A 14,410-nucleotide genomic window follows, 5' to 3' on the forward strand; every position below is an offset into this window, starting at 1 on the left:
CAGCCAGCCCCCCTAGGCGCGTATGATGAACAAACTGAGGGCAAATCTCATCCCAGCGATCCATTCACGCTAGTTTTCACTTTAGGCAATACTTGAAAGAGATCCTGCCGCCTCTCCTCATCAAGCTGTGTCTATTCCAGAAAAGGAAGTTTACAACGACAACCTATTTGATCGCGCTTTTATCTGGCTCTTTAGCGCCAAAATGGCCAAGGCGCTGGGTCAAGGAACTTCGCTGCAGGGCTATGACGGCTTTGTAGACCTCTCTCAAAAAATCATGCAGGGTCGCAATGCTCAAGAGCAGCAAGAAACGGTTGCAGTCGTGCTGCAATCTCTGGTACCTAGCCCCGTATTGTGGCTGATTCGCCGTTTATTTTCACCCACGCAATGGGTGTGTGAACTCAACGCCTGGTTTGCCACTCTTTTGTTTGAATGGTTAGTGGGGCCGTGTGAAGTCAAAGCAGTTGAGGTTAAAGACCCTCAAGGCAACCCCCGTCAGCAAAATAGCGGCGTGCAAATTAAAAAATGCCGCTATCTAGAGCAAAGTCGCTGTGTCGGCATGTGCATCAACATGTGCAAGCTGCCGACTCAAGACTTTTTCACCCAAAAGTTTGGTATTCCCCTCACCATGACGCCCAACTTTGAAGACTTCAGTTGTGAAATGATTTTCGGCCAACCGCCGCCGCCACTGGAAACCGAAGCCGCTTATCAGCAACCCTGTCTAGCTACCCAGTGTACGGTTGCCAGCCCTGCTGCCCCCACCTGTCCCCGAGTCAGAGCCTGAGTGTACTTCAGAGAGCGGGTGACAAACCGACTCCCTCTTAATACAAACGCTATATTTATGTTGAACGCTCCCAGAATGCGGGCATCTTAAGCCTAACCCCCAAGCCTGAGAGGTGACGCTATGGAACCACGCCGACCTCAGAATTTAGCTGAACTCAAAGCAGTTGAAAACGATCCGGTCGTTGTTGCCGATCATCAGGGATTTATCATCTACGTCAATCCGCAGTTTGAAGCTGTCTTGGGCTGGTCTGCTGCCGAAATTGTGGGGCAGCTTCTGACGACCATTTTGCCAAGTAGCTTTCAAGATTCTCATAATCTCTCTTTTTCGCGTTTTCAGGCGTTAGAAAAGGCGAACGTGCTCAATCATCCTTTGCGCCTGAAAACAGTCACCAAAGCAGGCAATGAGATTGTCACCGAACACTACATCATCGCCGAAAAGCTAGAAGGACTTTGGCATTTCGGAGCCATGCTCCGTCCGCTATAAACTGTTTAATCTATTGCTGAATGCCGCTTTCCATGACTGCCGACCTTACTGCCTTAGTCAGTCAGCTACGTACCACTCTCGGCAAGATGGAAGTGGCCTTAGATGCAGTCACCGATGCCATCGTTTGGACAAATGCCAGTGGTCAAGTGCAGTGGTGCAACGCTGTATTTGAAGACCTCGTCGGGCAGCGTCAGCTTTTCATTTTGGGACAACCGCTCATAGAGCTTTTACCCCTGGCGCAGCAAGATCAGCCACTTGCGCCTGCTCAGCATCCGGGGCAAATCGCCTTAGCTCAGTCATCTAAGGGATCAGACTGCTATCAGCTTCTAGCCACTCAGAGCCTGCTAGAAATTTCTTGGGCTTCTATTCAGTTTGGTGCTGATGAAGAAGTTAGTGCTGTTTTAGCCATACGAGATGTTACCGAGCAAAAACAAGCCGAAACCGATTTAAAGCAGCACCGGGTTCAACTAGAAGCCATCGTGGCAGAGCGAACCGCCGCGCTTCTAAAGAGCCAGGAAACTTATTTAAACCTCTTTCAACACTCAAATGACGGCATTTTGCTGCATGACTTAGAAGGCCATATTTTAGATGCCAATCAAAAGGCGATCGCCCTGTTTGGCTATCCTTACCAGACGTTGTTAACCATTCCGATTAGCCAACTGCATCCAGCCGCAGAACTGGAAAAATGCCGTCATGCTTTTCAGCAAGTGACCGAGAAGCAGCACTACTGCTTTGAAACTTATTTTCAGCGGCAGTCAGGCACTCCCTTTCCGGCTGAAGTCTCTGCCAGCCTGTTTAACGTCTCTGGTCAGGCTGTTATTCAAGGCATTATTCGAGATATTACTGAACGTAAACAGGCTGAACTGGCGCTTAAGCAAGCTGAAGAGAAATATCGCAGCATTTTTGAAAATGCGATCGGCGGTATCTTTCAAACGACGCCTGAAGGTCGTTATCTCAGCGCTAACCCAGCGCTAGCGGCGATGTATGGCTATTGCTCGCCAGCGGAGCTAATCGAGCAACTGACGGACGTTGGCCAGCAGCTCTATGTCGATCCGGGTAGACGGGCGGTTTTCATCCAGCTTATTCAGCAACAGGGTGCCATCTCAGACTTTGAATCTCAGGTTTATCGCCAAGATGGCAGTGTTATCTGGATTTCGGAGAGTGCTCGCCCCATTTTGGGCGATGACGGTACGTTGCTTTATTACGAAGGGACAGTAGCCGACATCACTGCACACAAGCAGGCAGCAGCGGCGCTCAAGCAACAGCGCCATAAAGAACGTTTAGTCGCCGAGATTACGCTACGCATTCGTGAATCATTAGATTTACAAGAAATTCTCAACACCACCGTTACTGAAGTTCGCAATTTTCTCCAAACCGACCGGGTCTTGATCTATCGCTTCAATGAAGACTGGAGCGGTCAAATCGTGGTGGAATCGGTCAGCGATGGCTGGACTTCAATTCTTGATATGCCGATACACGATCCCTGCTTTGGGGCTAGGTACGCTCAGATGTACAAGGCCGGACGGGTGGGATTGCTGGAAGATTCGCATAGTGCTGAGATTAAGCCTTGCTATGCGGAACTGCTACACCAATTACAAATTGTTGGCAACTTAACCGTGCCGATCTTGCAGGGGGAAAAGCTTTGGGGTTTGCTGTTTGCGCACCACTGCCAAGGGCCTCGGCAGTGGCAAGCAATTGAAGTGGACTTATTGCAGCAGCTCGCAACGCAGGTTGGCATTGCTGTGCAGCAGTCAGAGCTGTATCTGCAAATGCAGTTTGAGTTAGCTGAGCGCAAGCGGATTGAACAGGCGTTGATTGCCAGCGAAGCCGCCATTCATAAGCTTTATGAAGTGACCGCTTGCCCCAATTTGGACTTTGAACAAGCGCTGCAGGCGCTTTTACAGTTTGGTTGTGAGCAATTTGGTCTAGATTTAGGGGTGCTATCTCACATTCAAGGCGATCGCTACGAAGTGATCGCCGCTCGCCTGCCCAATCAAATTCTGCTACAAGGCATCACGTGTGATTTAGCCCAGACCTACTGCTACGAAACCATTCAAGCGTCAACCCCTCTAAGTATTCCTGCTGCCAGCAAATCACAGTGGGCCGATCATCCCTGTTATCAAAAGCTGAAGCTAGAAGCGTATCTAGGCTGTCCGGTGATGGTGGCTGGCAGTCTCTACGGTACCCTGAGTTTTTCGAGCCAGACGGTTCATCCTACAGACTTTAAAGCCTTTGAAAAAGAGCTTATTCGCCTCATGGCGCAGTGGATAGGTCGAGAAATTGAGCGTCATGACATTGCGGCTGCTTTGGCGTTAGCGCGTGATGAAGCCCTAGCAGCGACCCGCGCCAAAAGCGAATTTTTAGCCACAATGAGTCATGAAATTCGCACACCCATGAATGCGGTCATCGGCATGACGGGTTTGCTTTTAGACACAGCTTTAACCTCCGAACAAAAAGACTTTGTGCAAACCATTCGCAACGGTGGCGATGCTTTGCTCAGCGTTATTAACGATATTTTAGATTTCTCGAAAATTGAATCTGGCAAGCTAGATCTAGAGAAACAGCCTTTTGACCTGCGTGCTTGCATTGAAGAAGCGTTTGATTTACTGGCGACCAAAGCAGCCGAAAAGCGTTTAGAGCTGGCGTATCAAATTGATCCATCCGTCCCTCGCTGCATAATGGGAGATGTGACACGGCTGCGGCAGATTTTGGTAAATTTGCTCAGCAACGCCGTCAAATTTACGCCTGCTGGCGAAATCGTTATTTCGGTCGTGGCCTACCCCGCTGTGGCTAATGAAAGTGGCCAGCGGCGATCGCCGTTTGAAATTTGCTTTGCGGTTAGAGATACCGGAGTAGGCATCCCTAGCGATCGCATGGATCGCCTCTTCAAGCCCTTTAGCCAGATCGATTCCTCCACCACCCGGCGCTATGGAGGAACCGGATTAGGACTGGTGATCTGCAAGCAGTTGGCAGAAATGATGAACGGTGAAATGCGGATCGAAAGCCAGCTAGGGGTGGGCACAACGGTCTATTTCACCATTTTGGCCGAGGCTGTTGCGATTGAATCGGTTGCAGAAAGAGAAATTAGAAAAGATTGTTTAGTGGGCAAACGGCTACTGATTGTTGATGATAACGAAACGAATCGACAAATTTTAGCCAGACAAGTTGCCGACTGGGGCCTCACCACACAGGTCGCCCATTCTGGAGCTGAAGCGCTGCACTGCCTGGACAATGGAGCAGGGTTTGACCTGGCTATTCTCGATATGCAAATGCCTGAAATCAACGGCTTAACCCTTGCCGAAATGATTCACCAACGCCCTGAAACTCAGACTTTACCGCTGGTGATGCTGACTTCTATCGGTCGATTTGAGGTGGATCAAGCCGCCATCGATCGGCATTTTGCCTTTTTCCTCAACAAACCGATTAAGCAGTCACAATTGCTGGATACTTTGGTGACGCTATTTAGCGGCGATCGCGTCTCGTTGAATCCTGCTCCCCCGCTAGAGCCAGCAATCGACCACCATTTAGCCGAACGGCTGCCTCTGCGAATTTTGCTAGTGGAAGATAACGGCATCAACCAAAAGCTGGCTACTCAGCTATTGGCGCGTATGGGCTACCGCGCCGATACCGCAGGCAACGGCTTAGAAGCGTTAGAAGCGCTGCGGCGACAAACCTATGATGTTGTGCTTATGGATGTACACATGCCGGAAATGGATGGGTTGAGCGCTACCCAGGCTATCTGCCAAGAATGGCCTGTTGGCAAACGACCCTGTATCATCGCTATGACGGCTAACGCCATGCAGGGCGATCGCGAGATGTGCCTCGACGCTGGCATGAACGATTATGTGAGTAAGCCTATTCGCATTGACGAACTGGTGCGGGCACTCAGCCAGTGCAAAGTTGCACCCGCTAAAGCCCTACCCACCGCCAAATCCGATGAGTTACCTGCTCAAGCTGGCTCTGGGGTAGCCGCTGCCGCCACCCAGCCACCGCCAACTGCCGCTGATGCTCTGCCGTCAACGCCTGCAGCCGCTCAATGGCTAATAGCGCAGCCAGCATCTGCCACCGCTGAAACCCCCAGTCCTATTGATGCAGCAACCCTACAGGCCGCTTTAAGCGTTGTGGGCGATCGCGCTGATGAACTGCTGGTCAACCTCATTGACCTTTTTCTCAAAGAGACGCCTCAGCTAATAGACAAACTCACAACAGCGATCGCCCAACAAGACGCCGCTACCCTGCAATACGCCGCACATACCTTAAAGTCTAGCAGCGCAACTTTGGGTGCCTTGCAGCTAGCGCACCACTGCGAAGCCTTAGAAAAGCTAGGTAGAACAGAGCAATTACCAGCCGCATCTGCGCCGCTGGCCAATCTCCAACTCGAATATGAGCGGGTTTGTCAGGCGCTACGTTCACAGCCCGACTTTTTGGCCGCAGCCGTTCGAGCAGTTTAGCGATCGGCTTCTAAATCTTCAATTACCCGCTGTAGATACCAGGCTTCCGACTTATGAGGATATCGCTGGCGGACAAGGGTTAGCAGGCGTTCGGCTATTTCCCACGTCCCGCCAACCAGTTGACTCAACTGACTCCGCAGTTCACTTAAGCTTGGCGGTGAATTTTCTGTAGAGCGCTGTTCTGAGGGCAGCTTTTGCTGCAAACGCTGCACCTGTACCAGCGCCTGTTGGTAAGGCGACCAATCTCCCTGGTTAAACCACAAGTTTGCCGCTTGCTGATAGTCTTCGACTGCGCCACTGATATCGGCAAACGCTTCCCGCGCACTAGCCCGTTGCCAGTAGATCGCGGCGGCATCGGCTTTGATCTGTAGCGCTTGGCTGTAGCACTGAATGGCTTGCCGATAGTCTTGCAACTGCTGGTAGGCGTTGCCGCACTGAAGGTAGAGATCTACCCATTGCGGACTTAGCTCTTGTAATTGTTTAAAGTCTGCGATCGCGCCTCTTGCATCTCCTAAAGCAAGCCGTACGAGCGCCCGCTGGTATTGAATCTCCCGGTCTTGAGGAGCCAGTCGCATCGCCTGAGCCAGATCTTGTAAGGCTGCTTGAGCATTTTTGAGCTTGGCCCAAACCATTCCCCGTAAGCAATAAGCCTGCGCGTCTTGCGGATCGGTCTGCAACAGCCAGTTTAGATCGGCCAGCGCGCTGCTGTAGTGTTGCTGATCGATTTTTTGGCTGATCTGACGCCGATAGGTTTGGGCATCTATTAAAGCGGTCGTTGCCAGAGAGGGGGTTTGCAGTTGTTCTAGGGCTTGCAGGCAGCGTTGAGCGCTGGTTTTGTCTTTTTGCTGAATATAACCTTGAGCCGCTTGTTTATAGGCGGCGATCGCGGCTGATAGATTACCTACTTTGCGATAGGCCGTGGCCAAGAGATTGTAAGCGGCAGGTAGAGAAGCTGACAGCGTCAAAGCCTGTTCGGCATCTGCCAGACAACCCGCAGTGTCTCCTGTGGTTAGTCGAGCCAAGCCTCTGCCTAAAAAAGCGGCTGCGGTCGGTTGCCGCTGCAAAGCTTGGGTATAGTCAGCCATTGCCCCGGCATAATCACCCTGACCAAAGCGGGCTTTAGCTCGATGAGCATAGGCTTCAGCCCAGTCTGGCTGTGCTCTTAAGACTCGGTTGAAAGCCTGAATTGCGCCTAGGCGATCGCCGGAGCGCAGCTTTTCTAACCCCTGCTGATAGTCTGCGTTGTCCATATCCAATCTTGCCATTCATGCTCAGTGTAGCTTGAATGACTTAAGCCGCTAGCGATCGCTGTCTCACCGGGCTGCGGCTAAGAGCGCCGCTGCTGCCAGTAGCGACGAAAACTGCGCTGCCAGATATAAAACGGACTCAGCAAGCTGTAGACGTACAACGTCATTTCACAGGCCGCAACCACATCGGTTTTGATCGCCCCTCGATACTTCATCAGATGGCGTAATAGCTTGCGCACATCATTGCTCAGGTAGGCAAAAAACCACACGGGTCGTTGCCAGGTTGGGCAGCTCAGCATACGCGTATGGTAGCGGCTCAGACCAATGCCCCGGCACAGGCGAATTAAATAGTCACGCTGGAGCCGACTACCGGGAATGCGGTGATAAAGCCGCATATGGGGGTTATACCAAACTTCCCAGCCCGCCCGCTGAATATACAAAACAGCTTCTAAGTCTTCGCCTGCTTCGCGGTTTTCGATCCGCCCTGCCAAGACCTGTTCAGTGGGAACATGATCAAGCCAAGCCTGCCGTCTAACGACCATGCCCGCGCCAGGGGGCAAGACTTTCTTTTGGGGATCGTAGCGTTTGGGTTCGTGGCCGCGATCGGTAATGGCTAAAAAGCCCGAAATCCGCTCAAAGTTTTCAGGCGGGGCAATTTCAAAGTCGCCGTAGATGCGGCTACCATAAACCCCAGCTTCTGGATGTTCTTGCCCAAAGCGGTAAGCGGCCATCACCCAGGTCATGGTGGGCAAATTGTCGTCATCGAGAAAGCCGACGACCGGGCTGCGGGCTAGCTGGATCGCTTTGTGACGGGCAAACCCGGCTCCCTGACGCCCTTCAAAGGCGTACTGCAACGTTGAGTGACTCGGCCACTTAGCCTGAAAGTCTTTCACAACCTGAGCAGTGGCATCGCTGCTGTTGTTGTCAACGACAATCACTTCCCAGCTAATGGCCTGAGTATTGAGTTGCCAGCATAAGCTTTCTAAAACGTCTGGCAGTCGCCGCTCACCGTTGTAGGTACAGATCGCAACTGTAAAATCTAGCTGCACTTGCTTAGGAAAAAGACGACCTAAAATTTCTCGCGTTTTAGAACGAGTCTGTGCTGATGCAGCATCAGCCATGAGCTTTTGAATAAACTGCTCAAGGGTGAGGCGATCAGCAGATAACTCTATAGAATCACTTTTTTCCTGATAAAACAGCAATTTCCTCATGAATATCTGCGCTGAAAACAACTAGCTGCGTTAGCCATCTCGCTGATCACTCCAAGCTTTCCCTTAGTTTTCCCGCTCTAGAATTGGGCTGCAACAGCGTCAACCGCTCCCCATCAGACTTCCGCAAAGCTACGGGAGTCTCAAGCCTGCTCAACGAAGCTCTAATAAAGCGATGCCTCAGTATTATGAGCATGGGGTTAGCCGTTGCCAAAGCAACCTGCACAGCGATCGCTTGTTTGTTAAAAAGTTGCTGTCGATCGCCGGAATTGAGAAAGCCATAGGGTTAGACCGTACTGGCTTTAACAAGAATTCATACACATTGGCACGGGGCCAAAGCCAGTTTGTATACTCTAGGAAAACTTCTCAGTCTACGACTTCGCTTGTAGCCAGCTTGTTGGATTTTCCTGAGCTTGCTAAGTGGCTAGCAATCTAGCCGCCCCCGACAGAGTGCTCTCCCCTCGACGATGCCAAAATTTTGAGTGCCCTCCCTAGCAGCCCTGAGTCTGCTAGTTCACTAGCCTTGAAGCTTGCTTATGAGCACCTATTCTTCTCCTCAAGCTGCTAAAAATTCGGCCAAAGGCGATCGCCCGAATACACTCAGTTTGTCCTCCAATCAGGCTGATGCCGCTCAGCAGTTTCAGTCTCGCTCGTTTACAGAACCTTCCGCCAGCGAGAGTACCCCGGTACCACCGCCGATGACGGACGTACAGACACAGTTGGCTCGCGCTCAAGTATCAGGGTTTGACGCTAGCCAGATTAGCCTATTTGCCAGTAAACCTACTTCTCTGCCCGCGCTAGCGCTTCAGCAACCGTCAAGCCCCCAGCCGCCCTCCTTGCAGCGCCAGCCGCCGTTGGCCAGCCCAGGCGATCGCCCCGCTTCAACTGCTAGCCAGCGTTCGCCAGTCAACCAGCCACAGCCGCCGCAGCCCCTGCCGTTACCGCCTACAGCGCCGCCTCAAGCTGAGCCTCAGCCCGATAACCTCCAGGCAAAAGTCGATCGAGCCAAGCAATCTGGTTTTCATCTCGGCAATGTCAGTGTGCTACCGCCGGATGGTTTACCGCCAGCCACCCCGGGGCAAGCGCTATCGGTTCGCGAATTAACCCCTGTGGCGTCCCCTTTGGCAGGACAGCCTTCACTCATTCAGCGAGATGAAGACGACACCTGGCAAGAAGCTCATCGACGCGCCTCAAACATCAAAGTCGCCTTGCTAGACGGCTGGACAGAAGACGAAGAAGAAGCCCTACGTCAAATCCGAGGACAGTCGGTTTTGATGCTCAAAGAAATTCGGGCACAGTACAAAGCGCTAACGGATGGCCATTCGCTAGAAGCCGACTTTAGAGAATACTGCAGCAGTGGCGAATACAAAGAAGCCCTCTCTTGGCTCCATGCGGCGCTTTCCTTAGAAGACCGCATTCGCACCAACATTGACGAAGGCTGGCTTTTTACCACCGAAAACGAAGCGGGTATTTTAGAGGTTTTGCGGCAGGCGAGCCGACCTGAGCTAACCCAGGCAGCCCAGTCTGCGTCCCTAAAGAAATTACTGCGCGAAGCCCTCAATGACGATGAATACTACGAAGCTCGTAAACTTCTAACGCCCAATGATTTATATGACCTGGTCGTAGAGCGCATCAGAAACGCCAATGGCTGGATCAACGACGACGAAGACGCAACCTACAACGTTCTTTTAGATCTAACGCCAGCCCAGCGAAAACAACTCTGGCTCAACCACGATCCACAAACCACGGGTTCTACTCTGTTTGGCTTTATGAGCGCCAGCGAACGCGCTTCTGTGAAGGTGATGTGCCTGGGCAGCGAGGCGATCGCGCTTAAAGAGCGGCTGGATGTTGCCACGACTGGTTTAGGAACCGATGACGAAGCGGTAAAGCTGGTAGTCGAGAAAACCAAAAGCGCCGCTCAGCAAGAGCAAGCCATTGCTCAAATGTTAAAAACGGGCAAAGATTCGCAAGGCCAGCCGCTCACACCAGAACAGCTAGCCAAACTGCAAGCCCAGCAAAACAGCCTGGGGGGAATTCAGCAAAATCTGCTGACGGCTGAGCGCGATCAATCCGGTGATTTAAAGTCAGAAACCTTTCTGGAGATGCTGCATGGGGACGTCAGTGAAGCAGAATTTCAGTCGTTTACTGCCCAAATTGGCGTTTCTCAGTATGAGCGAGCCAAGCAGCAAATTTTAGACGCCATTGGCTTCTTTAATGATGACGAAGCGGCCATTTATAAAGCTTTTGATCAGGTAATCGGCGCGATCGAGGTGCCTTTGGGAACAGAGGCCGCTCAGCTCACTGCCGACCAAAAAGCTCAGTTGCAGCAAAAGGCGAGTCGAGAACTACGACAAAAGCTGATGAGTGACCCGCAGGTGAAGGCAGCTTTAGCCCACCTCAACCGGGATGAAACAGCCATTGTTGATATCTACGCTTCAGCTAGCAGCTACGAGATTTCCTTAGAAAAGTTAAAGGTTGCCTATTACGGTTTAGACACCGATGAAGAGGAGATTTTCAAACTGGTTTGCCAAATGAGTGCGGCGGATCGGCAACGCCTGCAGCAAGAAAACCCTCCCATCTATCAACGGCTGTTAAGTCCGGTGAGTAGTTATCTCACCCGCCAAGAGCGCAGCATGCTGAAAACGGCGGTACAGACGGGTAAGATCCCGACCGATACGGCACTAGATTGGGCTTTTGGTGGCAACTGGGATGGCACCGAAGACGAAATGCTGGCGCAGACCTTCGCGGCGATGGACGAAACGGAGCGCTACCAATATCGCCTGGGGTATTACCTGTTTAAGGGTGGGAAGTCGTTTGCTCAGCAAGATACGGAGCAAAAAGCTGAGCAAGCGGCGCTTAAGAAATTTCAGCAGCTCTATCGCCGCCTGGATTCTGAGCTAGGAACCGATGACCTGCAAAAGGCGCTCGATCAGCTTTTGGGCACGCCGACGCTGCAAGAACTGAAGTCTGAGCAGGGTCGCTTGATGGCTGCCCAGATTATGCGTCACCGAGTTGGCGAAAAGGGAGATATTCGCGAAGCGGATGGGGTTTCCTCAGCCATTATGGATACTTTCTCCGAAACGGGAGAAGTGGCTGATCAGGCAGAAGTTCAGTTTGAAAGTGCTTATAAGCTAGCCATTGCTGACGGCAAGCTAACCGCAGAGGAGTTTGCGGCTCTTGCCGCCCTCGATGCCAACTTTGCTAGCAAATACGATGAGTATGTAGCTGCGGTAGATCAGGTGGTTAATGTGGCTTCTACTGTGGCCGCGATCGCAGTAGGTATTGTTGCGGTGATTCTCAGTGGTGGTTCAGGAGCGCCAGCCGTAGCCGCCTTGCTGGGTAAATTTGGCGTAGCCGCCACCACGGCTCAAAGTGTTGCTACCGCCGCTGCCTTAGCAGGAACAGCTAGTGCAACGGCTAAGGTAGGCGTTTCAGAGCTGGTAGGTGGTTCACACTACGATGCCGCTTCAACTGAGGGTCTGCAAGACGCTGTGGTGGGATTCACCGAAGGAGCAATGGCGGTTGTTTCGGCTGGGTTGGCTCACCGCTTTACCCATTTAGTGGGGTTGGGAAAAGCCGAATTAGCAGGCGAGATGACAGCCGGAATTTTGGCTTCTAGTGAAGCGGCTGTTAATCAAGCAGGTCGTACCTTTGCTAGGGCAGGGTTAGAAGGACTGATTGATGGTTGTCTGTCGGGAGCTGTGGGCGAACTGGTAATGACCGCTGCCGACCAAGCCGTTTGGAAAAAGTCGATTTGGGAGGTGGTGCTGAGCTTTGGTCAAGCCATTCTCAAAGGGGGGGGAATCGGTGCCGTAACCGGGATGGTCACCGGAGGCAGTTTAGAAGCCCTCACTACCTATGTTGGGGTGAAGCGGCTGCAGAGCTTTATGAAACAGCTTGATGCGGCTGGCATTAATGAAGAACGGCTGAGTAACCTCAGCATTGACGCGGTGAAAGGTTTAGGCAAAGCAGATGCGGCTTTAGCAGCTGGCAAGCTTGACGAAGCGGAAGCTGCCTTTAAGGCTTTAGAACGAACCTTAGAAGCTGATGAGCTAAACAAACTACGGACGCTGCTGCACAGCCACTACAGCGAGGTCGTGCAAGAGGCGGCGGTACAAGGGTTGAAGCAGGCGCTAGCAGGGCAGGGCGATGTAGCCGCCCAGGCTCGCAGCGCCATTGTCAGTATTGGTAGTTTTAAGCAACTGCGAGAGATGGCAAAACGCGGCGATTTTGGCGATCCAATCGCGGCTCAGCAGGCGTTACAAGCGGCTCGCATGCGGATCATTGACGAAGAAGTGCTTGGTAGCCTGATTGCACCACAGCTCAAAGCTAAATATCCGGGAATTACGGTTGAGTTTAAGAACTTAGGCACCCCTGGCTTTGGCAGCGATTGCGATATCACCATTCAGGTGACAGGGGGGCAAACCGTCAGTGATGACATTGCCGCTAGCGTTGAAGGGGTGCGAGATGCGTACAAAGAACTGCGTCGGCGCGGACTGGATCCAGACAAATCACTGGATGCTAATTTCTACACTGAACTGCACGAAGCAGCGGTGAAAGCCAGTCCGGCAGAAGCGGATCAAATTGTGCAAAATCAAAGCGTGGTCAGCTTGACCGAGATGCGCATGAATATGCCTGATGAGCAATGGCAGGCTTATAAGCAGGCACAGCTTGCATCTTTAGGGCAGGGCAAGCCAGCGCCAGGGCTACAGGGGCAGGTAGAAGCGCAGGCTCAAAAACGCCTCAAAGAGCAGCTAGAAGAAGCTGAAAAACTGGCTGAAAAACTAAAATCGGGCGATCGCGAGGCGGTTTTAGCCGATCGCCAAGAAGCCCTGCTCGAAGCCTTACAGGCAGGCGCTCCGGCTGCTGAAATTCGCCAGCGCATGGCCGAAATTAAATTGCTAGAACCCGATGCCTACGGTACCCGCGCCGCGGTAGAAGGCGTTGTCGATTATCAGCAGCGCTTGGCTCGTGGCACCGCTGCCGACTATATGACGCTAGGGCGTAATCTACCTGAAGATACGGCAGGGCGCTTTGCTGTCTTGGCTCAAGAAGCCTCAGCTAGCCTAGCAAAAATGTTTAGCCATGCGAAGCGATCGGGTGGCAATAGTCTTTCTGATGTGCGATCGCTGGCGAAGTATTTAGGTAGAGTCGATCAAACTTTCTACGAAGCCGGGTTAGATACGGGCAGTGACTTGATCAAGCTCAAAGACCTCTTGATGGCAGCCAAGCACGGCCACTCACCCGATAAAGAAACCTTGGCGGCTCTCCAAGCATGGGCCAAACAAACCAATCGAACTGGGCTAGATGCCCAAGCACTGCAAGACGCCTGGGTAAGAGAAGCCCAAGACCTAGCGCAGCAAATGGTTGTCAAAATGCGATCGGCTGAGCAAGCCGCTTATGTCATGCGTCCCGCTTCGGCTGCTAAGCCAGGGTCAACCAGTGCCGCTAGCAGCCCAGGCACGAGCGCAGGTGCCGTATCGCCTAAGCCGGGGGGTGGCCGAGCGGGCATTGACGAATATGGCTGGAGCCAAAGATTTGGGCATCAACTTGCTAAAGAAGAAATTTACCAGCAAGCAGAAGCCTTACGCCAAAAGCTGCTGGCTCAAAAAGACGTTGGCAAAGTGACGCGAGCCTTACAAGCATTTGGCATTCCTGCCGATACGCAGTTGATTGCGGCAGTAAAGCGCTATAACTTTGACAGCCCAGGATTGGCCTTTGTGCCAGACAACTACGATGCGTGGCGACGCTTAGCCACTGGCCAGGGTACGGTTGATGATGCCCGTTATCTTGTCCATGAAATGGCTGAGGTGAGAGAGCTACAGCGCATTCAACGAGAAACGGGTTTTGACTTTATGGGCACTGACTTGGACAAGCTGGCTCGAGAACCGCGTAGGCAATGGGCGGCAGATTTTGAGCGACACTACATGGCAGCTCACGCTAAAGCGCTAGAAACGGAATATGACTTTATTGCTCAGCAGGTGGCAGACCTCACCAATAACCGGGTGCGGATCTCAAGAACGGTGGCGGCGGCAGTCGATCCTAGCCGCGACGAAGCCCGCTTGTATATGCTCATTGAGGGGGTGCCTTTAGGCGAACATCCCAACTTTGGCCAATGGCAGCAGCGATCGCAAGAAGTTGTCGAAATTGGCCGAGGCGCGAAGGAAAGATTAGGGCTATACACCAATCCCACACTGGCGGACTTGATTGATGCGATTAAGCGCTCAAAGCTCTAAACAG

Annotated in this window: 6 protein-coding genes; 4 read left to right on the plus strand and 2 right to left on the minus strand. The window is 52.4% G+C overall.

Going from position 1 to position 14,410, the window contains the following annotated elements; genetic code table 11:
- Positions 1-127 precede the first annotated feature (127 nt).
- The 3 genes from ACTS3T_RS09110 to ACTS3T_RS09120 all read left to right on the plus strand — a co-directional run bounded on the left by ACTS3T_RS09110 (position 128) and on the right by ACTS3T_RS09120 (position 5,715).
- The gene (locus ACTS3T_RS09110; RefSeq protein WP_377964227.1) at positions 128-781 is read left to right on the plus strand and encodes a DUF4033 domain-containing protein; all 654 of its coding nucleotides are present in this window, start codon (positions 128-130) and stop codon (positions 779-781) included.
- A 120-nt stretch (positions 782-901) separates the two neighbouring features.
- Positions 902-1,264 carry a PAS domain-containing protein gene (locus tag ACTS3T_RS09115; protein WP_377964229.1) on the plus strand — a complete coding sequence of 121 codons (363 nt, stop codon included), beginning with the start codon at positions 902-904 and terminating at the stop codon, positions 1,262-1,264.
- A gap of 20 nt (positions 1,265-1,284) precedes the next feature.
- Positions 1,285-5,715, plus strand: coding sequence for a PAS domain-containing hybrid sensor histidine kinase/response regulator (locus ACTS3T_RS09120; RefSeq protein ID WP_462934914.1), 4,431 nt, complete (start codon positions 1,285-1,287; stop codon positions 5,713-5,715).
- Here the strand turns inward: ACTS3T_RS09120 and ACTS3T_RS09125 are convergent.
- Positions 5,712-6,980, minus strand: coding sequence for a tetratricopeptide repeat protein (locus tag ACTS3T_RS09125; RefSeq protein ID WP_377964233.1), 1,269 nt, complete (start codon positions 6,978-6,980; stop codon positions 5,712-5,714). The two genes, ACTS3T_RS09120 and ACTS3T_RS09125, sit on opposite strands and share 4 nt — an antisense overlap.
- A gap of 62 nt (positions 6,981-7,042) precedes the next feature.
- Positions 7,043-8,173: a hormogonium polysaccharide biosynthesis glycosyltransferase HpsE gene (gene hpsE / locus ACTS3T_RS09130; protein ID WP_377964235.1), complete on the minus strand. Its 1,131-nt coding sequence runs from the start codon at positions 8,171-8,173 to the stop codon at positions 7,043-7,045.
- 533 nt (positions 8,174-8,706) lie between these two features.
- Here hpsE and ACTS3T_RS09135 point away from each other — a divergent pair.
- The gene (locus ACTS3T_RS09135; protein WP_462934915.1) at positions 8,707-14,406 is read left to right on the plus strand and encodes a hypothetical protein; all 5,700 of its coding nucleotides are present in this window, start codon (positions 8,707-8,709) and stop codon (positions 14,404-14,406) included.
- The last annotated feature ends 4 nt before the right edge of the window (positions 14,407-14,410 follow it).

This window comes from Almyronema sp., from assembly GCF_052168255.1.
GTDB lineage: Bacteria > Cyanobacteriota > Cyanobacteriia > Phormidesmidales > Phormidesmidaceae > Sphaerothrix > Sphaerothrix epifaneia.

Bases quoted from the DNA above. Each gene is read 5' to 3' on its own strand.
- ACTS3T_RS09115 (WP_377964229.1), top strand. From the start codon at position 902: ATGGAACCACGCCGACCTCAGAATTTAGCTGAACTCAAAGCAGTTGAA.
- ACTS3T_RS09120 (WP_462934914.1), top strand. From the start codon at position 1,285: ATGCCGCTTTCCATGACTGCCGACCTTACTGCCTTAGTCAGTCAGCTA.
- ACTS3T_RS09125 (WP_377964233.1), bottom strand. From the start codon at position 6,980: ATGGCAAGATTGGATATGGACAACGCAGACTATCAGCAGGGGTTAGAA.
- hpsE (WP_377964235.1), bottom strand. From the start codon at position 8,173: ATGAGGAAATTGCTGTTTTATCAGGAAAAAAGTGATTCTATAGAGTTA.
- ACTS3T_RS09135 (WP_462934915.1), top strand. From the start codon at position 8,707: ATGAGCACCTATTCTTCTCCTCAAGCTGCTAAAAATTCGGCCAAAGGC.